Genomic DNA, 21,409 nt, shown 5'->3' on the forward strand with positions numbered 1-21,409 from the left:
GAAGTCCACACACGCCTGTCGTCCCCGGGACACCCGCGCCCGCGCCCGACGGTCCACCTCCGCCCGCCGTCCCCGCGAGAGCGCATGTCCGTCACGGCCGCGCAGCGCATCTCCCCGGCGAAAGCGGCCGACGATCCGCGTGCTCATGTGAACGCCTCGACCGCCACGCCCGCCTCGTCGAGCGCGGCCCGGATGCGGCGGGCCATCTCCACCGCCGCCGGGTTGTCGCCGTGCACACAGAGGCTTCGCGCGCGCACCGGCACGGCCTCGTCGATCGGGTCGGCTTCACCGCGGCCCGCGCCGGTCTCGGCTGTCCCGCCCTCGACACGCGACGCTTCCCGGGCCGCGCGACCACCGTCCGCCGGTCCGGTCACCGGAACGGGATTCACCATGGCGGGGTCGACCAGAACCGGCTCCAGCAGCACGGGATCCATCGGGATCGCCGCGACCGACGACACACTCATCGCCGAAGTCATGCGCACCGAGGTGGTGTCCACCGTGTTCCCGGCGTCCCCGGCATGCGGGCGGACCGACGTCACCGAGCGCACCGTCACCGACGACATCCGCAAGATCCTGACCCCGCCGGTCGTGGCGATCGACACGGCCTGTTCGACGGCGTCGTGGGCGGGAAGCACCGCACCGGGCACATGGCGGGGAGCGAGCCCGCCGGTCTCGGTGTACGCGCGGTCGGCGAACCCCTCACCGACGAACCGGACACCGGCAGCGACCGCGGCGTGCTCGAGTTCGGTGCCCGCCGGGCCGAGCAGGACCAAGGCGGGGTCGAAGTCGATCATCGCCGCGATCACCGCGTCGGCGAGATCGCGGCCGGCGCCGGCCGAGTGGTAGAGGGCGCCGTGCGGCTTCACATAGCTGACCCGGCTGCCCGCCGCGCGGGCGAAGGCGTCGAGGCTGCCGATCTGGTAGAGCACCTCGTCGCGCAGTTCGGCGGGGGCGATGTCGATGGTGCGCCTGCCGAAGCCGACCAGGTCGCGGTGACCCACGTGCGCGCCGATCCGGACGTCGCGTTCGGCGGCGAGTTCACAGGTGCGGCGCATGATCGACGGGTCACCGGCGTGGAAGCCGCAGGCGATGTTGGCGCTGGTGACGAGATCGAGCATGGCGGCGTCGTCGCCCATCGCCCACGGACCGAAACCCTCACCGAGATCGCTGTTGAGATCCAGCGGCATCGTCTCTCCCTCCACCCGGTGCCTACGCCTGCGTCGGCGTATCCACCTCCATTGTCGACGCGGCGCACGTACGGTGTCGACGCGCGCCCGGCGGTACGCTCGAACAGCCATGGCCGCGTACTTCGATCCGACCTCCTGGTCTCCGCTGCGGGCCGTCGAGATCGGCCGACGGCTGTTCGACCAGTCCTGGCTGGAGCAGTGGCTCGCCGCCGGCAGCGCATGGGTGGATCCGGTGGTCGACCTGGGCTCGGGCACCGTCACCGCGCTGCTGCCCGACGTACTGCTGACCATGCTCAGCGAAGGCATCCTCAGCCGGTTCGGCGGTCAGGACATCGCCGTCACGGTGATGGGTCACGAACTGCGCGCCACCTTGCGGGTGTTGAAGGTGCGCAGGCGCGGCGCGCACTTCCAAGCCCAGACGGTGCTCTCCGAACTGGACTGGGACGGTCGCTGTTTCGAGACGGTCACCGCTGTCGCGCATGGGGTGCGGCTGATTCCCGGCGTGCCGACCAAGGTGCGTGTGGCGGGCGTCGTCGTGACCGGCACCCTCACCGTCGCCGAGCTGGCGAGCTGGATCGACGCGCTCGGCCTGGACTGGCGGGCGCAGGTGCACGCGGACGGCAGGCTGCTGGTCAGACATCGCACTCGCAGGGTGACCGCGCTGGTAGAGGGACAGATCGTCGACGACCGCCTGACCATGCGCGTGGAGCGAGCGTGGTGGCGCGGCATCCGATTGCCCCGGCGGATGACACCCGCCCCGCCGGGCGTGCTGCTGTCGGATCTGCCGCACGGCCTGCGGATCGCGCGGGCCGCACGCGAGGGCGACCTGGTGCGCTTCCGCCTGGAGCTGGCCGAGAACACGGCCTCGTTCGACCTGGCGCAGATCCGCGACGCGGTGGTCGCGGGTACCACGCTGATCATCTTCTGACCGATGGTCGTCCGGCGGGGACGATCACCCCTGCCGCTGGGACGTCCACCACTCCAGCAGGGCGGCCTCGGCCTCGTCGCGGGTGAGCGGACCGCGATCCAGGCGCAGCTCTTTGAGGAAGTTCCAGGCCCGCCCGACATCGGGGCCCGGTCGCAGATCCAGCAACTCCATGATCGCGTTGCCGTCGAGATCGGGGCGGACCTTGGCGAGATCCTCCTGCTCGCGCAGCCGCTCGATGCGGGCTTCCAGGTCGTCGTAGGTGGCGCGCAGGGCGGCGGCCCGGCGCTTGTTGCGGGTGGTGCAGTCCGCGCGCACGAGTTTGTGCAGCCGGGGCAGCAGGTCGTCGGCATCGGTGACGTACCGACGCACCGCCGAATCGGTCCACTGACCTTTGCCGTAGCCGTGGAAGCGCAGGTGCAGGAACACCAGGCGGGCGACATCCTCGGTGAACTGCTTCGGATATTTCAGCGCGCGCATCCGTTTGCGCACCATCTTGGCCCCGACCACCTCGTGGTGGTGGAAACTGACCCCGCCGCCCGGCTCGTTGCGCTTGGTGTCGGGCTTGCCGATGTCGTGCAGCAGGGCCGCCCAGCGCAACACCAGGTCGGGATCGCCGTCCTCGAGGTCGATGGCCTGCTGCAACACCGTCAACGAATGCCAGTACACGTCCTTGTGCTGATGGTGCTCGTCGATCTCGAGCTTCATCGCGGGCACTTCGGGCAACACCCGCTCGGCCAGCCCGGTCTCGCACATCACGTCGATGCCGTCGATCGGGTGATCGCCGGCGATGAGCTTGTCCAGTTCGGTGCGCACCCGCTCGGCGGTGATCCGGTCGATCTCCTCCGCCATCGCGATGATCGCCGTACGCACCCGGGGCGCCAGTGCGAAGCCGAGCTGGGAGACGAACCGGGCGGCCCGCAACATGCGCAGCGGGTCGTCGGTGAAGGAATCCTCCGGCGCGGCCGGGGTATCGAGCACGCCGGCCAGCAACGCGTCCATTCCGCCCAGCGGGTCCACGAATTCCAGCGAGCCGTCCGCGGCTATGCGTACGGCCATCGCGTTCACGGTGAAATCGCGCCGCACCAGGTCACCCTCGAGCGAATCGCCGAAGGTGACCTCGGGATGGCGCGAGACCCGGTCGTAGCTGTCGCTGCGGAAAGTGGTGATCTCCACCTGCTGACCCGCTTTGGCCGCGCTGACCGTGCCGAAGGCCAGCCCGCCGGTGTCCCAGACGTGGTCGGCCCAGCCGCGCACGATCTCGAGCACCTGCTCGGGCCGGGCGTCGGTGGTGAAGTCCAGATCGGTGCCCAACCGGCCCAGCACCGCGTCGCGGACACTGCCGCCGACCAGGTACAGCTCATGGCCGCGAGCGGCGAACAACGCGCCCAGCGGAGCCAGCACATCATCCAATCTGCCGAGGGTGACCGCCGCCGAGGCCAGCAACCGGGTACGCCTCTCCTCGACGGCCAAGGCGACTTGATCGGACACGACGACATCTCCGGACTCGGGCGAAACCACGAACGAACTGTATATCGCGACGCGGAGGCCACCCGCTGCTGCGCCGCCGCGCGGGAGCGCTGAAATGACACAGTAAGCTTGCTTGGTGTCTCCGGCCGATCGCGCGAACAGTCGACGCCGCCAGCCTCGGCGCCGCGGTTCGGCGGCCACTCCGGGCGATGTGGCGAAACCTCGCATGCGCACCGTACGGGAGACATCGGCCGGGGGGCTGGTGGTCGACGGTCTGGACGGTCCGAGCGAGCAGCGGTGCGCCGCGCTGATCGGGCGCACCGACCGGCGCGGACGCCTGCTGTGGTCGCTGCCCAAAGGGCATATCGAGCAAGGGGAGACGGCCGAGCAGACCGCGATCCGCGAGGTTGCCGAGGAAACCGGCATCCAGGGTGTCGTGGTTGCCGAGCTCGGCGACATCGACTATTGGTTCGTCACGGAGGGACGCCGGGTGCACAAGACGGTGCATCATTTCCTGCTGCGTTCGGTGGGCGGTGAATTGTCCGATGCGGATGTGGAGGTCACGCAGGTGGCGTGGGTTCCGTTGACGGAGTTGAATTCACGATTGGCCTACGCGGACGAACGACGTCTGGCGGAGGTGGCGAATCGATTGATCGACCGGATGGAGACCGGCAAGCAATGACGCGTGGGCTGTTCCGGTTATTCGTTGCGGTCCTGACTCTGCTGGGTTCGGTCGCGATGGTGGCGGGGACTCCTGCCACACCCGCACAGGCTCAGCCGAGTGGATCGAGCAATTCCACGACCCCGCAATTCGTGAAATTGGCGGTGGATTCGGTCACCCCGTCGACGGTGACGCCCTCCTCGGATCCGGTGCTGACGGTGGCGGGGACGGTGACCAATATCGGTGATCGTCCCGTGGAGGACGTCAGCGTTCGTGTGCAGCGCGCGGCGGCGGTCACCGAGCCCTCACAGCTGCGCTCGACCCTGCAGCTGGATCAGGTGAGCTACGACCTCGTCGGTCCGTTCGAGGATGTGGTCGACGAGCTGAGTCCGGGCCAGCGGCGCCAGTTCACGGTGAGCATCCCGCTGCTCTCGGATGCGGAGGCGTCGCTGCAGATCAGTGAGCCCGGTGTGTATCCGGTGCTGCTGAACGTCAACGGAACCCCGGCCTACGGCGGACAGGCGCGGCTGGACGACGCGCGCTTCCTGCTGCCGGTGCTCGGGGTCCCGCAGGCCGATCCGGGCGCGCAACCGGCGCCCTCGCCCGCACCGGTGGCAACGACCGTGGTGTGGCCGCTGGCCGACCGGCCCAGGCTGGTGGCCGGCGCCACCGGTTCGGTGGACAGCACCACCGTGCTGACCGACGACGAGCTGGCCGGTTCGCTCGGCAAGGGCGGCAGGCTCGACCAGTTGCTCGGCGCGCTGGAGACGGTCACCAGGACGGCCGGAGATCGCCGCCTGGCCTCGTCGATCTGCCTGGCCGTCGACCCGGACCTGCTGCTGACGGTGCAGGCGATGACCGCCGGCTACCGGGTGCTGGCCAGCCCGTCGGACCCCGAAGGCGCGACCAGGCAGGGGATCGGCGAAGAACAGGCCGCCACGTGGCTGGACCGGCTGCGCGCACTGGCGCCCACCCTGTGCACGGTGGCCCTGCCTTTCGCGCAGGTGGATCCGGCGGCATTGGCCGCGGTGGGCGATCCGGCGCTGACGGCACGCGCGCTGGCCGAGCCCGCCGAGATTATCGACGCGACACTCGCTGTGAAATCGGTGCGCGGGCTCGCCCTGCCCGACGCGGGCGCCCTCGACGCCGCGGGCGCGGCGATGCTGCGCGGCCACGGTTACGGGACCGCGGTGCTGGCGGGCACCGCCGCCGCGCCGGAGGGCAGCGCGGGCGCCGGGTCCGCGGTCGGCGATCTCGACTATTCCTACGGCGGTTCGTGGGCGGTGGGCGATCCCGCGCCCGCGCCCGATGTGGTGCGCCTGCCCGGGGTGAGCGCCGAGCCCGCCGCGGGCACGGCGCCCGCTGTCGACGGCCCGCCCGCCGCGGGCGCCCCGCAATCGCCGGCCGCGGCCCCGGCGCCGGTGATACCCCAGGATTCGGCGCTGCGGGTGACGACCTTCGACATCTGGTCGGCGACGGCGCTGGCCGCGGTCGGCTCGAACCCCTCGACCCCGTCGTTCACGCCGGGCAGCGTGCGCTACGAGGTCACCAACGATTCCAGAACCGCACGTCTGCAGGACGCGCTCGGCGCGATCACCTGGCGGGCGTTGAATCCGCAGGCCCCGGGTGCCCGCTCGCTGCTGATGATGCCGCCGCAACAGTGGGGGGCAAGCGGTGACGAGGCGACCGCGCTGCTGCGCCAGGTCGAAACGCTGATACGGACCGGGCTCGCCACCTCGCGCGCGCTCACCGATCTGGTGGCGCAGGCGCCCGACCCGGTGCCCTACGAGGTGGACTATTCGGCGCGCGCCGCGAGCGACGCCGTGCCCGGCCGCTTCATCGAGCCGACCAGGGTGCAGAGCAGGCGGATCACCGACCTGTTCGCCTCGCTGGTCTCGGTGCCGGAGCTGGAACCGACCCCGAGCGAGTTCCTCACTCCGCTACGCGACGACCTACTGCGTGTACTCACCCTGTCGGACCGCCGGTCGGGCACCTTCGGCCAGCCCGACACCTGGGCTCAGCGCCGCCTCGACCAGACCACGCGCACTCTCGACGAGCTGTACCGCTCTGTGACCGTGCTGCCGCCGGGCGGCGTCTACACCCTGGCCACCGAGCAGAGCCCGCTGTTGCTGGTGGCGCGCAACGATCTGCCGGTGGCGGTCCGGATCCGGTTCCGCATCGAAGCGCCCCCGGGCGCGAACATCACCGACCTGGGCGAGCAGCAGCTGCCGCCGAACGGCACCCGTTCGTTCCGGGTGCCCACCGAGGTGAACGACAGCCGCAAACTGGTGATCCCCATCTCGGTCACCACGGCCGAGGGGATCTTGCTGGGCGAGGCCACATCGGTCTCGGTGCGATCCAACGCCTACGGCCAGATCCTGGCCATCATCACCGCGTGCGCCGCGCTGCTGCTGTTCGGATTGGCCGGTCGCAGGCTGTACCACCGGTTCCGTGGCAGGCCGGATCCGGCGGACGAGTGAGTCGGGCCCCGGTACCCCCGCGCGGTAAGGAACAATCGAAGGGAATCGGCGGATCCGCGCAGCTCGAGGCGCACTACCCCGCAACACCTCGTCCGGGCGTGGCCACGGGTTCGACATCCGGGGGTGCGGCGGGGGAAGATGCCCGGTCGGCGAAACGCCGGACCGGGCCGTCGGGCACGGGTCAGGGACGACACAGGAGGCATGATGAGCGACGATGACCTCTCCGCTCATCGGCCGCAGTCCGGCGACCGTCACAGCCCCGACCGGCAGCGCGACGAGCGGCAGGCAGTCGGCCGCTCGTCCGAGGAGCTGTCCGAGGACCGGCCACACGGCGCTCCCCCTGCCCGGACCCCATCCGCACCGTGGGAGCGCAGTCCCGCACCGCGGGATCGGCCCGGCATGACGGCACGCGATCCGCAGGGCGGTCCGCCTCCGCGTATCCCGCAGGTCAGCAGGCCGCAGATGCCGCCGGGGCGCCGCATGGGACCGGCCACCGGTCCCATGCCGCCGCCGTCGCGGCCGTTCCCCGCGCAGCACGACCCCGCGGCTCCGCCCGGTCCGGCGCCCGCTCGCCCCGGTGCGTTCCCCGGCGGGCGGGCGAACGCCTCCGGACCCGGGCAACAGCCCGCACCCGCTCCCGTGCCCCCGGGCCACGGACAGCCGGGCTCGGCCGGTCGGCCGGGTCCGGCCGGACCGCCCGGCGGCTTCCCCGAACAGCGTGGTGCCCCCGGCGGCTCCGCGGCCGTGCCTCCTGCCCACGGAGCGGGACCGCGCCGTGGGCAGGCCCAAGAGCAGCCGCCGATGCCGCACCCCGGCGGACCGGCGACTCCCGCACCGCACCCCGGGCAGGCCACATATCCCCTCGCGGGCCCGCAGGGCGCGCCGAGGCCGGGTCCGGCCCAGCCGACTCGCATCCCCCCGCGCCGACCCGGCGAGCAGCCGCCCGCGAGCGGGCGCCCCGCCCCGACCCCGGCGTACGGTGCGCGTCCGGTCACGCCCGCACCCGCGCGGGCGGGCGCGCCCGAACCGGTGGCGGCGGGCGGCGGTCGGCAACGTCCCGCGCCGAGCCGATTCGTCCCGCCACCCCAGCCGAGGAACAACCGGCCCAGCAGCAAGTGGGACAGCGAAGCCGAGCAGAGCCCGGAGGAGATGAAGAAGAGCGCGGCGGCGCGACTGCTGCGCGATTCCGGGTCGATCGCGGTGGCCACGCTGGTCAGCCGGATCACCGGCTTCGCCAAGGTGCTGATGCTCGCGGCCGTCCTCGGCCCGGAGATCGCCAGTGCGTTCACCTCGGCGAGCCTGATCCCGAACATGATCGCCGAACTGGTGCTCGGCGCGGTGCTGACCGCGATCGTGGTGCCGACGCTGGTGCGCGCCGAACAGGAGGACTTCGACGGCGGCCGGGCGTTCGTCCGCAGGTTGGTGACCGCCGCGTTCACCGTGCTCGCCATCGCGACGACGCTGACCCTGGCCGCCACCCCGATCCTGGCCACCCGGGTGTTCGTCGACTCCGACGGCAAGGTCGACACCGCGCTCACCACGGCACTGACCTTCCTGCTGGTCCCCGCGATCCTGTTCTACGGCATGTCCGCGCTGTTCACCGCGGTGCTCAACACCAGGCAGAACTTCAAGCCGGGCGCCTGGGCGCCGGTGCTCAACAATGTGGTGGTCCTGGTGGTGCTGGCCACCTACGCATTGACCCCGGGTGAGATCAGCCTCGATCCGGTGCGGATGAGTGATCCGAAATTGCTGGTCCTCGGTGTCGGCGTCACTCTCGGCGTGGTCACCCAGGCGATGGTGCTGCTGCCCGCGATCCGGCGTGAGGGCATCGATCTACGCCCGCTGTGGGGCCTCGACGATCGGCTCAAGCAGTTCGGCACCATGGGCGCGGCCATCATCCTCTACGTGCTGATCAGCCAGGTCGGGCTGGTCTTCGCCAACAACATCGCCTCCAAGTCCGACGAAGCCGGCCCGGCGATCTACTCCTACACCTGGCTGCTGCTGCAGTTGCCCTACGGCGTGCTCGGCGTGACCCTGCTGACCGCGATCATGCCGCGGCTGAGTCGCAACGCCGCCGCCGACGACACCCCCGCGGTGGTCGACGACCTGTCGGTGGCCACCCGGTTGACGATGATCGCACTGCTGCCGGTGGTCACCTTCTTCACCCTGGCGGGCACGCAGGTCGGTGAGGCGCTGTTCGGCTACGCGCGATTCGCAGGCGATGCCGAACGTCTCGGTCAGGCCCTGGCCTGGTCGGCGTTCTCGCTGATCCCCTATGCGATGGTGCTGATCCACCTGCGGGTGTTCTACGCCAGGGAACAGGCCTGGACGCCGACCTGGATCATCCTCGGCATCACCGGCGTCAAGATCAGTCTCTCCGCCTTGGCCCCGACCATCGCGAGCTCCCCGGACCAGGTGGTGCTGGTGCTCGGCGTGGTCAACGGCGTGAGTTTCGGCGTCGGCGCGCTGATCGGCGGTTATCTGCTGCATCGCAGCCTGGGCGATCTGCGGATGGCCAATGTCGGGCGGACCATCACCCGGGTGCTGCTGTCCTCGGTGGCGGCGGGCGCGGTCATGTGGATCGTCGACATCGTGCTCGGACTGGACCGGCTCTCCGCATCGATGGGCGGGCCCGGCTCGCTGATCCGGGTCGCCATCGACGGCGTCGTGTTGTTCACGGTGGCCTTCGGCCTGATGCGCCTGGCGGGCATCCCCGAAGTCGTCGCGATCACCGTCGCTGTCTCCCGCCGCCTCGGCATCACACCGCCCGCGCCCGACCTCGATCTGGACGGCCCGGTCGAGGAGGAACACGCCACCCAGGTGCTGCGCAGGCCGGAACGCTACATCTACACCGGCTTCGACCCGGTCATGGACGCGCAGACGATGGTGCTACCCGTGATCCGGTCGGAACCTGTCGACCCGACCGTCCGGGTCCCGTTCCCGTACCCTGTTCGGCAGAAGGGGATAAGCGGCGAGGCCGATCTTTCGGCATTCGATGACGAGACCATCAAGCTGGGCGAAGGAGGCACGAGGGTGAGCGACGACGCGGCGGTGGGCGGCGTCCCGGCCGCGGGTTCTTCCACGCCGCCGACGGCAGGGGTGTCGACCGACAAACCCCCTGCCACGGGGGAGCCGTCGAGCCCGGAACCCGCCCAGCAGAACCAGTCCACACCGGGACCACGCGACGATCGGCATCAGGCGCCGCCGCGCGACCCGATGTACGACACCGGCATGATCCCGATCCCTCCCCGTCAGCTGCCGCCCCCGGTCGACGACGAAACCACCAAGCGGGTGCAGCGCGGTCCCAAGCTCATGCCCGGTGCTTCGGTGGCCGGGGGACGCTACCGTCTGCTGGCGAGCCACGGCGGCGCGCGCGGGCTGAAGTTCTGGCAGGCGCTGGACATCAAGCTCGATCGCGAGGTCGCGCTGACCTTCGTCGACGCCGATCAGCGGGCCGCCGAGAACTCCGGTCACGACGGACCGCAGGCGATCCTGTCGCGCACGCTGCGCCTGGGCCGGATCAATTCGCCCGGCCTGGCCCGCGTGCTCGACGTGGTGCGCGGCAGCTCCGGTGGCATCGTGGTGGCCGAATGGACGCCCGGCCGGTCCCTGCGTGAGATGGCCGAGACGGTGCCCTCGCCGATCGGCGCGGCCCGCGCCATCCGCGCGCTGGCCTCGGCGGCCGAATTGGCCCATCGCGGCGGCGGTTCGCTGTCCATCGACCATCCCGACCGGGTGCGCATCAGCGCCTCCGGTGACGCCGTGCTCGCCTTCCCCGGCACGCTCGCCGACGCCGACGCCCAGTCCGACGTGCGCGGTCTCGGCGCCATGCTCTACGCGCTGATCACCGCCCGCTGGCCGCTTCGCCCGGGCGGGGTCAGCGGCAACGCGGCGACGGTGGGCGGGCTGCACCTGGCCGATTTCGGCCCGGACGGCACGCCGATCGAACCGCGCCAGATCCGCCCCGAGGTGCCCTTCGAGATCTCCGCGGTCGCGGTGCGCTCGCTGGAGTCCAACAAGGGCGTACGCACCGCCGCCACCGTCCAGCACGTCCTCGAACAGGCCTCGGTGGTCGACCAGAAGACCGATTTCATCCCGGTGCTGCGCCTGGGCCAGCGCCAGCAGCCGCTCGGCGACGATTCGCTGGCCGATCCGGAACTGCTGGCCCAGGAGCGGGAGCGCTCGCAGCGGATGCTGTGGGTGATGGTCGGGCTCGGCGTGCTGGCCGCGCTGGTGGTCGGCGTGGTGATCTGGTGGATGGTGAGCATTTTCGCGCCCGGCGCCTCCGACGAGCCGCTGGACGAACAGCGCAATATCGGCCTGACCACCGAGAGCACGCCCGCGCCCGCACCGCAATCGCCCGGCGCCGCGCCGAACAAGCCGGTCACGGGCGGAGTCCCGGTTCCGGTCACCGAAGTCGACGTGTTTTCTCCGCAGGGCACCCCGGACGGCGTGAACTCGGTGGCCGCGGTGCTGGACAACGATCCGGCCACCGTGTGGCGCACCGATCAGTACTTCCAGCAGTTCCCCGCCCTCAAGAAGGGGGTCGGCCTGATCGCGACCCTGCCGAGCCCGGCGAAACTGAGCAACGTCTCGATCGTCTCGCCGACGCCCGGCACCTCGGTGGAAATCCGTACCGCGCCGACGAATTCACCCACCCTGGATCAGACCCAGCTGATCGGCTCCGGCGTGCTGGCCGACGGCCTCACCGAAATTCCGGTCAGTGCCGGACAATCGGCACGCTACGTCCTGGTGTGGATCACCGGCTTGGGCAACGAGGGAAGCCAGTTCCAGTCCTCGATCGCCGACCTGCGGTTCGACGCCACCCCCTGACGCGGTTCGCCACTCGGGCTGCGAAATATCCTCTGCTTGCTGCTCATTCGACCCTGCCGATATGATCGGCTGGCGCTCTCGGCGGGGGAGTTCCCGGGTTCTCGTGTGATCGGCCCGGATGCCGCGGAGATCATCTCCGACGTCGGTCGCCGATGACCGGAACCGGGTGAGCACTGTCCAAGGGGTTGGTTTTGTCGTCCGAAGTGAACGAGGATTCCGTGGGGGGACGTTCGCGGCCGAATGCAGCGGACGGCGGGCGCTCGTTCGCGTTCGCGGAGCTCACCGACGTCCAACTCCTGCACGAACACGTAGCCGGGCGGCGGCATGCTTTCGCCGAACTCCTGCGCAGGCACAACGACCACCTCTGGCAGACCGCCCTGCGCACGTCCTACAACCGCGAAGACGCCGCCGACTCGCTGCAGGACGCGCTGCTGTCGGCACATCGCACGGCCGCCTCGTTCCGCGCCGAGGCGGAGGTGCGCAGCTGGCTGCACGCCATCGTGGTCAACGCCTGCCTGGACCGGATACGGCGCAACAAGACCCGCCGCGCGATCGCGATCGCACCCGAATCCCTGCCGGAACCGACCGTCGTGCGCGACGACTACGCTGAGCTGGAATTGTCCATCGTGGTCGATCGCGCGCTGTTCTCGCTGCCGCCCGACCAGCGCACCGCGTTGGTCGCGGTCGATCTCGAGGGGTACAGCGTGGCCGATGCGGCCGCGCTGCTCGGCGTTCCGGTGGGCACCGTCAAGAGCCGGTGTGCCCGCGCCAGGCAGCGTTTGCAGGAGCGTCTCGATTTTCTACGCGATCCGGGGAACCGAAAGTAATCGTGGCGCGTCATTAACAGTGAAGAGCTGATAGGCGATGATCACAACGCGACCTCACCGAGGCCGCACCCGAAAACAGCGGTGGTGGCTGACAGTGACGATGCCGGACAGTGACCATGCCGGACGGTGACCATGCCCGAGGCGAGTGACCATACCCGAGGCGGTAACCACCCACCAGGCGGTGACCACCCCCGAGGCGAAAAGACACAGATGTCCAGTGGGAAAGACGGAGGTGCGATGGCGACCCGGTCCGTACCGCAGCCTCCCTTCTCAGCGGAGCTGCTCGCCGACCTGCACGCCGACAACATCGACCCCGACCTCGCCGCACGGCTGTGGCCGGTGGTCCGTGCCGACGCGGAAGCCACGGACTATCTGCGCGATCTCGACGAGGTGACCGCACGGGTGCGCGCGCTCGGCACCGAGGATCTGATCGTGCACCGGATGCCCGGCGATGTCGCCGATCGGCTGATCGCGTTCCTCGACGATGTGGACGCCCGCGACGAGGTGGCGGGGGACGAACCGACAGCACGTCTCACCGAGGTGCCTCGGCCGCGCCCACTCGGGAACGGCGTCTCGGGTCCGATCTCGGGCGTGCCGGCGCATGGCGCCGCAGGCCCGAGCAGCACCGCCGCACCGGCCGAGCGTCCGATCGCACCGATCCCGCTGCGTCCGCGCAGAGCCTCCGTTGTGCGGTGGGCTGCGGCAGCGGCCGCCGCGGTCGCTGTCCTGGCAGGCGCGGGGGTCGGTCTACGTATCCTCGACACCGGCACCGAACCGTCCCCGAGCGCGCAGCCGACACCGACCGTCGACGGCGGCCAGGGAATCGACGCCACCGCGGCCTTGGCCGCGCTCGGGCGTCACGAGGTCAGCGGACCGCTCGGTGATTCCGCTGCACTGGAGAGCTGCGTCCGCGCCGCCGGGGTGGACCGCCCCGTGCTCGGCGCGATGAACATCACCTACCGGGGTTCGGAAGCGGTACTGATCCTGGTGGCCGGGCCGCGAACGCCGAAGATCACCGCGCTCGTGGTGGAGCCGGGCTGTGGCGCCGACGATCCCCGCGTGCTCGACATCACCGATATCGGCTGAGTCCCCCGCCCCGGGCGGTCTTCCGAACCTCGGGCGGCCCCGGGCGTGACCGGGGCAACGCTGCCTCCTGGTGGGGAACAACAGCGTTTAGGCTGTTGTTGACCATCACGTTCCCCCGCCAGATCTTTCGGAAGGGTCTCATGAGCACGTCAGTTCACGACCTGATCATCGTCGGCTCCGGCCCGGCCGGCTACACCGCCGCCATCTACGCGGCACGTGCCGACCTGCAGCCGTTGCTGTTCGAGGGCACCCAGTTCGGCGGTGCGCTGATGACCACCACCGAGGTCGAGAACTTTCCCGGCTTCCGCGCCGGCATCATGGGCCCCGATCTCATGGAGGAGATGCGCGAGCAGGCCAAGCGATTCGGCGCGGACATCCGCACCGAGGACGTCGACGCCCTGGATCTCACCGGTTCGGTGAAGAAGGTCACCGTCGGCGACGACACCTATCTGGCCAAGGCCGTCATTCTGGCGATGGGTTCGGCGGCACGCTACCTGGGTGTGCCCGGTGAGGAGAGGCTGCTCGGCCGCGGCGTCAGCGCCTGCGCCACCTGTGACGGCTTCTTCTTCCGCGGTCAGGACATCGTCGTGGTCGGCGGCGGCGACTCGGCGATGGAGGAGGCCACCTTCCTCACCAAGTTCGCTTCCAAGGTCACCATCGTGCACCGTCGCGAGGAGTTCCGCGCCTCGCGCATCATGCTCGACCGCGCCAGGGACAACGAGAAGATCGAGTTCGTGCTCAACGCCGAGGTCGCCGAGGTCAAGGGCGACACCTCGGTGACCTCCCTGGTGCTGCGCGACACCCGGACGGGAGAGACCTCCGAACTGGCCGCCACCGGGCTGTTCGTCGCGATCGGTCACGATCCGCGCAGCGAACTCGTGCGTGGCCAGGTCGAACTGGACGACGAGGGCTACGTGCTGGTCGAGCACCCCACGACGGCCACCGCCATCCCCGGCGTGTTCGCCGCCGGCGACCTGGTCGATCACACCTACCGCCAGGCCATCACCGCCGCGGGCACCGGCTGCCGCGCCGCGATCGACGCCGAGCGCTGGCTGGCCCACCATGGCGCGACCGGGACCGAGCATGCCGCCGCCGGTGAGCCGGTCGCCCTGCACGCCAACTGATCTCGCTCGCCTGATCGCGATCGCCCCGAGATAGACACAAGGAGTATCCATGGCCGAGAACGGCAAGACGGTCGACGTCACCGACGCGACCTTCGCCGACGAGGTGTTGCTGAGCGAAAAGCCTGTGCTGGTCGACTTCTGGGCCACCTGGTGCGGCCCGTGCAAGATGGTGGCACCCGTCCTCGAGGAAATCGCGGGCTCGCACGCCGACAAGCTGACCGTCGCCAAGCTCGACGTGGACGCCAACCCGAGCACCGCGCGCGATTATCAAGTCCTGTCGCTGCCCACTATGATGCTGTTCCGCGGCGGTAAGCCGGTCAAGCAGATCGTCGGGGCCAAGGGCAAAGCCGCCCTGCTGCGCGAGCTGAGCGACGTCCTCTGACGCCGTGAACCGGTGACATTCGACGCGGGCACTGCCGACGCGCCGTAGGATGCCTGCACCCGGGTAATTGCCGAAAGCGGAGTCAGGTCTGAGACAATCGACCATGTTCCGCATCGTGTGGAGGTGGTGTGCGCCATCACACGGGTGGGTATCCCGGTGGACGGAAGGAAAGGGCTCTTACGCATGCACCGACTTCGTCACGGGGATACCGGACCCGCCGTAGCAGAGGTCCGGAACACCCTGGCAAGTCTCGGCTTCCTGCACGCGCACTCCGGGAACTCACCGACGCCGGGCGTCTCGCAGACTTCGGACTCGCCCGAGTACTGGAAGGACACAGCGGCCTCCTTCGACCACCACCTCGACTCCGCGGTCCGCGCGTTCCAACAGCATCGCGGGCTGCTGGTCGACGGCGTGGTCGGTCCGGCGACCTACCGGGCCCTCAAGGAGGCCTCCTACCGGCTGGGCGCGCGCACGCTGATCTACCAGCTGTCCGCGCCGCTCTACGGCGACGACGTGGCCAGCCTGCAACGCAGGCTGCAGGATCTCGGCTTCTACGTGCACCGGGTCGACGGCTATTTCGGCCCGCACACCCATGAGGCGCTCACCGCTTTCCAGCGCGAGATCGGCCTGTCGGCAGATGGGATCTGCGGGCCGGACACGCTGCGCTCGCTGGATCTGCTCGGCGCCCGCGTCACCGGCGGCAATCCCCATCGCATCGCCGAGGAAGAAGTCGTGCACCGGGCCGGGCCGCAGCTGACCGGCAAGCGCATCGTCATCGATCCCGGTCTCGGCGGCCCCGACAAAGGTCACGCGGTGCCCTCGGAATTCGGTGACGTCTACGAGTCGGAGATCCTCTGGGATCTGGCCAGCAGGCTGGAAGGCCGGATGGCCGCCACCGGCATGGAGACCTTCCTGTCGCGGCCGTGGGGCGCCAATCCCACCGATGCCGAACGTGCGGAGACGTCCAACACTTTCGACGCCGATCTGATGATCTCGCTGCGCTGCGCGACCAATCCGAGCCCGGCGGCAAACGGTGTGGCCAGCTTCCATTTCGGTAATTCACACGGCTCGGTCTCCATGATCGGGCAGGTGCTGGCCGGCTTCATCCAGCGGGAAGTGGTCGCGCGGACCTCGCTGCAGGACTGCCGTACCCACTCGCGCACCTGGGATCTGCTGCGTCTGACCAAGATGCCGACCGTTCAGGTCGACATCGGTTACCTGACCAACGAATATGACGCCTCCGTACTCACCAACCCGCGGATGCGCGATGTGATCGCCGAGGCCATCCTGATCTCGGTGAAGCGGCTGTACCTGCTGGGCCAGGATGACCAGCCCACCGGCACCTACACCTTCGCCGAGTTGCTTGCCGAGGAGCTGGCGGCCGCCGACCGCAGCTGAGCCGCGCTTTCTCACTCGACCCAGAACGATCTGTCCCCGCCGGAGAACCATTCGGCGGGGACAGATCGTTCTGCGGTATCGGTGCGATCTGCTGCTAGTGGGCACCGGCACGGGTCGGCACGGCCATCGAAGCGGCCGCGAGCAACTGATCGAGGGCGCGCTCGACGTCCTCTTTCCAGCCGTGGTCGGAGTCGAGTTCCAGGCGCAGTCGCGGGAAGCGGTGATGGTCGGCGACGACTTCGAATCCGAAGCCCTCCAGGAGGTCGGCATCGATCATGCAGGTCTCCGGGGAACACCCGGCGGGGGAGGAGGACTTCTCGCGCACCGGAGCGCCGATGCGCTCCATCAACCGCATCGAACCGGCCAGCCGATCCGACAGCGGTTCGAAGGTGGGGCCCGAGCGCAGCCCGAAGGCTTCCAGCGCGCGCACACCACGTCGCACCAGATCGGCCACCACAGCCTGCAGCAGGCGATGAGCGATGTCCTCGTCGCGGTAGGCGGGTTCGGTGTACAGGGTCGTCAGCAGGATGGCGTCCGGGCTCACCGGGGAGGTGGGGAACAACCCGGCGCGCGGCACGGTGGTCGGCGGCGAGTACAGTGCGCAGCCGGCCGGCTTGCCCGCGAGGTGCGCGACCTGACCGCAGGAACCCCACTCCAGCATGACTGTCGAGAGCCAGGCCTCCTTTTCGAAGACCGGATCACTGAAGCTGTGGGAGTCCGCGGCGACGGCGGGATCGATCTCCCAGAACACACATCGCCTGGCGTGTGTGGGGAGTTTGTCCAACCCGTCGAGGGTCAGTGCTGTGACGCTGGTCGACACCGCTCTGTTCAGCCTCCAGCTGTCGGATTCATCCACGCTCACGCCGCATCACAGATCATCTTAGAACCTGCCTCATTCCACGTCTCTGTGCTGTTGTCGGTCAAGGCCCCCTCAGCGCACCGTCACAGTGACGTTTCGGCGCTGGGGGTCGGCTCATCGGCTTTTCGGGCCCGATTTCGTCACTCGTGTCACAGCTGGAGTTCCTGCTGTTGCTGCATGAGCGCCACGATCCGCTCGAGATCTTCCACGGAGCCGAACTCGACCACGATCTTGCCTTTGCGCTTGCCCAAGCTCACCGTGACGCGGGTGTCGAAGGAGTTCGACAACTGCTCGGCGACATCTTGCAGACCCGGCATGTGAATCGGCTTGCGCTTGGGCGCCGGGGGAGCGGTCGCGGCGTCCGGATCGCGATTGGCCAGGGTGACGGCTTCCTCTGTGGCACGCACCGACATGCCCTCGGCGACGATCCGCGCGGCCAGCGCCTCCTGAGCTTCGGCGCCGCCCTCCAGCCCGAGCAGCGCCCGCGCATGGCCGGCCGACAGCACGTTCGCCGCGACCCGTCGCTGCACCGGGATCGGCAGCTTCAATAGTCGGATCATGTTGGTGACTACCGGACGGGACCGGCCGATCCGAGTCGCCAGTTCCTCGTGGGTGACCCCGAACTCTTCGAGCAGTTGCTGATAGGCCGCCGCTTCTTCGAGCGGATTGAGCTGCACGCGATGGATGTTCTCCAGCAGCGCGTCACGCAACATCGAATCGTCGGCGGTCTCCCGGACGATCGAGGGAATCGTTTCGAGCCCGGCCTCCTGACAGGCGCGCCACCGCCGCTCGCCCATGACGAGCTGGAAGCGGTCGACGCCCGGCTCCAGCCGGCGGACCACGATCGGCTGCATCAGTCCGAATTCGCGAATGGAATGGACCAACTCGGCCAGGGCTTCGTCCTCGAAAACCTGACGAGGCTGTTTGGGATTCGGTTCGATCTGGTCCGGGGGAATCTCTCGATAGACCGCGCCGGCGGAGAGGACGAGATCCCCGTCGGCGTTTCTGTCGATGGTGTCGGGCAGCGGTGACGACGCCTGCGCATCGGCGGGATCGAGGCCGATGATGACGTTGGCCGCCGCCACGCCGAGTCCATTCGGGGTGACGCCGAGCGCCTTGGTGGCGGACCCGTTGGACGCGGGTCGGGCGGGAGCGGGCCGAACCGGAGCCGGCCCGCTCGGAACGGTCCCGGTCCCAGCGGGAATGGTTCCGAGCCCGTTGGGGACCGTCTCCGGGCCCGTGGGAATCAACGCGGCAAGACCGCGCCCCAGTCCACCCTTCTTCGCCTGACTCATCGGCTCACCGATCCCTTCGCTAGTTCGCCATCACACCGTGTCGTACCGACGCGGATCACTCCGCGCCGCTCGCCAGCTGACGCGCCATCGCCCGCTGCGCGATCTCACGTCCGGCATCGAGATAACTCATCGCGCCCCGGGAGCCTGGATCATAATCGAGCACCGTCATTCCGTAGCCCGGTGCCTCGGAGACCTTGACGCTGCGCGGAATCACCGAGCGCAGCACCACATCTCCGAAGTGGCCGCGGACCTCTTCGGCGACCTGGTCGGCCAGTTTGGTCCGTCCGTCGTACATCGTGAGGATCACCGTGGAGACGTGCAATTGGGGATTCAGATGCGCTTGGACGAGACTGATATTGCGGATCAGCTGCCCCACTCCCTCCAACGCGTAGTACTCGCACTGAATGGGAATGAGGACTTCTTTGGCCGCAACCATCGCGTTGACGGTCAGCAGGCCCAGGGACGGCGGGCAGTCGATCATCACGTAGTCGATGTCGTACCCGGCGATGTTCGCCTCTTGGATGGCGGCTTTCAGGCGACCCTCGCGGGCAACCATCGAGACCAATTCGATCTCCGCACCGGCCAGGTCGATCGTGGCCGGAATGCACAGCAGACGCTCACTGTGCGGACTCACCTGGATCGCGTCCTTGACACTGACCTCACCGATGAGCAACTCGTAGCTGGAGGGCACGCCGGAGTGGTGAGGAATGCCCAGCGCGGTACTCGCATTGCCCTGCGGATCGAGATCGATCACTAGCACCTTCATGCCTTGATGAGCGAGCGCCGCGGCGAGATTCACCGCGGTGGTCGTCTTGCCCACACCGCCCTTTTGGTTGGCGATGGTGATGATTCGTTGTTCGCGAGGTTTCGGCACGTCCACCTTTCCTGGATGTAGCATCCGGCTGGCTCGCTGAGCCTCGGCCGCGATCGGGGTCTCGCTGGGGGAGATGTGCCCGAAGGGCGTGCTACCGAATGCGTCTGCATCGACGTTGCTGGAGTCCAGCATCCCCGGCACACGCGACGTTGTTTCCCGTGAAACATTCGCCGGACCGCTCGACATAGACAGCTCCTAACCCGAGAACTACAGACCGCGCGACAAACCGGGTGTCGTCGCCGTGCCTCAAACCGCCGTGTGTCGGCGCGACCCCGATGCGCGAACCGGGTGACGACACCCGGTCGGCTGGGCGGAAAAACGCCCGCACACTCGAATCGCTCCGTGGCACCTCTGCTCACGCCCGACGCCACATACTTTGCCAGCACCGAGCGCGTGAGGAAAGTTGAATCGCGGTGCAACGCATCGGACCCGAGAAACATCGGCGATTCGTTTCACGTGAAACGCGGCGCGTCGAATTCTCGGCCACCCGGCCACCATGCGCGCCGCGGGAGCGTCGCAGGGTCCGTCGCTATTTCGGACTCCTCCGACGTGGATCGGCGACGGTTCGCGGTGCAGCCCCCTGCTCTCACGGGTGGCAGCCATGCGCCATGGCCGCGAGCCCATCCGCGATGTTTCACATGAAACATGGTTGACTTCCTTCCCCCGCCTGAAGGCGGGGGATTCCCGGGCTCGCGCCCGAGGTTTCCTGCTTCACCGACAGCCGCCTTCCCACATCAACTGCGGGACGGACTCACACCATCTCCACAGGCCAGCACGACCAGCCCAGCCGCGCGTATGTTCTTCGCCGCGTTCACATCCCGATCGTGAACCGCACCGCACGGGCAGGTCCATTCCCGGATGTGCAGGGGCAGCTTGTCCGTGATCCGCCCGCACACCGAGCACGTCTTCGACGACGGATAGAACCGATCCACCGCGATCACCGTGCGCCCGTACCAGGCGGCCTTGTACTCCAGCATCGACCGGAACTCCGCCCAGCTCGCATCCGCAATCACCCTCGCCAGTGAGCGGTTGCGCAGCATGTTCCGCACACACAAGTCCTCGATGGCGATCACTTGGTTCTCGCGCACCAACCGAGACGACAACTTGTGCAGATGATCGCGACGCCGATCCACGATCCGCGCATGAACACGCGCCACTTCCCGCCGGGCCTTCGCCCGATTCGCCGAGCCGTTCTGCTTACGCGACAACACCCGCTGGGCTCTCGCCAGACGGGCACGGTCGCGCTTCTCGTACCGGGCATTGCCGATCTTCTCCCCGGTCGAGAACGTGTACAGCGAGGTGATCCCCGCATCCACCCCCACCACCGCATCCGTGGCTGGGTGTTCCAAGACGGTCTCTTCGACCAGGATGGAGACGAAGTAGCGGCCCGCCGCGTCCTTGGACACCGTCACCTGCGACGGCACCGCCCCCTCCGGCAGCGGCCGCGACCAGCGGATGTCCAGCGGCTGCGACTGCTTGGCCAGCTTCAACCGGCCGTCGCGGAAGGTGAAACAATTCGAGAAATAGGTCGCCGAATCCCTCGACCGGCCCTTCTTCTTGAACCGCGGATACTTGGCTTGTTTGCGCCAGAACTTCTCGAACGCGCCCTGCAGATGCCGCAACACCGCCTGCAACGGCCCCTTCGACGGCTCGGTCAACCACACCGTGCCCGGGTCGCGTTTCCATGCCGTGAGCAGTTTGTCGGACTCCGCGTAGGAGATGCGGCGCTGCTCCCGAGCCCAGGCGCGGGAACGTTCCGCCAACGCCCGGTTGTACACATACCGCACACAACCGAACGTGCGGGCCAACTGCTCAACCTGCTCAGGGGTCGGATAGAAGCGATACTTATACGCCCGCTTCACCACCCGCCCCATGACGCCAACCTCACACGCCACACCCACCCGCATCGAACGAATGTACTAACCCCACCCCGAACGGTGAGGCCTGCGCACCACATCTCTCGGTCACACTTCCGGAAGTGGCGAGTCCGGGATGTCGGCTGCGGTGC

At 68.9% G+C, this 21,409-nt stretch carries 15 protein-coding genes and 1 pseudogene; 9 read left to right on the forward strand and 7 right to left on the reverse strand.

Annotation, left to right across the window (positions count from 1 at the left end):
• Positions 1 to 143: 143 nt before the first annotated feature.
• Positions 144 to 464 (reverse strand): LamB/YcsF family protein, encoded by a 321-nt coding sequence (locus IU449_RS29885; protein WP_416382199.1) that lies wholly within the window; start codon positions 462 to 464, stop codon positions 144 to 146.
• Positions 444 to 1,187: pseudogene (locus IU449_RS19740) on the reverse strand (5-oxoprolinase subunit PxpA); the annotation flags it as partial. The gene IU449_RS29885 and the pseudogene IU449_RS19740, both read right to left, overlap by 21 nt.
• Before the next feature lie 109 nt (positions 1,188 to 1,296).
• Between IU449_RS19740 and IU449_RS19745 the strand changes: the two are divergent.
• Positions 1,297 to 2,115 carry a hypothetical protein gene (locus tag IU449_RS19745; RefSeq protein WP_195003578.1) on the forward strand — a complete coding sequence of 273 codons (819 nt, stop codon included), beginning with the start codon at positions 1,297 to 1,299 and terminating at the stop codon, positions 2,113 to 2,115.
• Between the two features lie 24 nt (positions 2,116 to 2,139).
• Here IU449_RS19745 and IU449_RS19750 read toward each other — a convergent pair whose 3' ends face one another.
• Positions 2,140 to 3,585: a CCA tRNA nucleotidyltransferase gene (locus IU449_RS19750; RefSeq protein WP_416382200.1), complete on the reverse strand. Its 1,446-nt coding sequence runs from the start codon at positions 3,583 to 3,585 to the stop codon at positions 2,140 to 2,142.
• A gap of 133 nt (positions 3,586 to 3,718) precedes the next feature.
• Here IU449_RS19750 and IU449_RS19755 point away from each other — a divergent pair, with 133 nt between their 5' ends.
• From IU449_RS19755 to IU449_RS19790, 8 genes are all read left to right on the forward strand, one after another.
• Positions 3,719 to 4,264 carry an NUDIX hydrolase gene (locus tag IU449_RS19755; RefSeq protein WP_195003579.1) on the forward strand — a complete coding sequence of 182 codons (546 nt, stop codon included), beginning with the start codon at positions 3,719 to 3,721 and terminating at the stop codon, positions 4,262 to 4,264.
• Complete coding sequence (locus tag IU449_RS19760) at positions 4,261 to 6,723, forward strand: DUF6049 family protein (protein ID WP_195003580.1); 2,463 nt, start codon at positions 4,261 to 4,263, stop codon at positions 6,721 to 6,723. The genes IU449_RS19755 and IU449_RS19760 overlap by 4 nt, the downstream gene beginning before the upstream one ends.
• 1,149 nt (positions 6,724 to 7,872) lie before the next feature.
• A complete protein-coding gene (locus IU449_RS19765) occupies positions 7,873 to 11,556 on the forward strand; it encodes a murein biosynthesis integral membrane protein MurJ (protein ID WP_195003766.1) in 3,684 nt (1,227 codons plus the stop codon).
• Positions 11,557 to 11,774: 218 nt separating this feature from the next.
• Positions 11,775 to 12,383 (forward strand): RNA polymerase sigma factor SigM, encoded by a 609-nt coding sequence (gene sigM / locus IU449_RS19770; protein WP_324188338.1) that lies wholly within the window; start codon positions 11,775 to 11,777, stop codon positions 12,381 to 12,383.
• 237 nt (positions 12,384 to 12,620) lie between these two features.
• Positions 12,621 to 13,469, forward strand: coding sequence for a hypothetical protein (locus IU449_RS19775; protein WP_195003582.1), 849 nt, complete (start codon positions 12,621 to 12,623; stop codon positions 13,467 to 13,469).
• Positions 13,470 to 13,609: 140 nt separating this feature from the next.
• Entirely contained in the window at positions 13,610 to 14,593 is a 984-nt protein-coding gene (trxB, locus tag IU449_RS19780) for a thioredoxin-disulfide reductase (RefSeq protein ID WP_195003583.1), read from the forward strand.
• Positions 14,594 to 14,642: 49 nt separating this feature from the next.
• Entirely contained in the window at positions 14,643 to 14,975 is a 333-nt protein-coding gene (trxA, locus tag IU449_RS19785) for a thioredoxin (RefSeq protein ID WP_195003584.1), read from the forward strand.
• Positions 14,976 to 15,158: 183 nt separating this feature from the next.
• A complete protein-coding gene (locus IU449_RS19790; protein WP_195003585.1) occupies positions 15,159 to 16,373 on the forward strand; it encodes an N-acetylmuramoyl-L-alanine amidase in 1,215 nt (404 codons plus the stop codon).
• 94 nt (positions 16,374 to 16,467) lie between these two features.
• Here IU449_RS19790 and IU449_RS19795 read toward each other — a convergent pair whose 3' ends face one another.
• From IU449_RS19795 to IU449_RS19810, 4 genes are all read right to left on the reverse strand, one after another.
• A complete protein-coding gene (locus tag IU449_RS19795; protein WP_195003586.1) occupies positions 16,468 to 17,193 on the reverse strand; it encodes a GNAT family N-acetyltransferase in 726 nt (241 codons plus the stop codon).
• A gap of 188 nt (positions 17,194 to 17,381) precedes the next feature.
• Positions 17,382 to 18,527 carry a ParB/RepB/Spo0J family partition protein gene (locus IU449_RS19800; protein WP_195003587.1) on the reverse strand — a complete coding sequence of 382 codons (1,146 nt, stop codon included), beginning with the start codon at positions 18,525 to 18,527 and terminating at the stop codon, positions 17,382 to 17,384.
• 55 nt (positions 18,528 to 18,582) lie between these two features.
• Positions 18,583 to 19,533: a ParA family protein gene (locus IU449_RS19805; RefSeq protein ID WP_228805369.1), complete on the reverse strand. Its 951-nt coding sequence runs from the start codon at positions 19,531 to 19,533 to the stop codon at positions 18,583 to 18,585.
• Between the two features lie 602 nt (positions 19,534 to 20,135).
• Positions 20,136 to 21,308: an RNA-guided endonuclease InsQ/TnpB family protein gene (locus tag IU449_RS19810; protein ID WP_228805204.1), complete on the reverse strand. Its 1,173-nt coding sequence runs from the start codon at positions 21,306 to 21,308 to the stop codon at positions 20,136 to 20,138.
• Positions 21,309 to 21,409 lie beyond the last annotated feature (101 nt).

This window comes from Nocardia higoensis, assembly GCF_015477835.1.
Classification (GTDB): domain Bacteria; phylum Actinomycetota; class Actinomycetes; order Mycobacteriales; family Mycobacteriaceae; genus Nocardia; species Nocardia higoensis_A.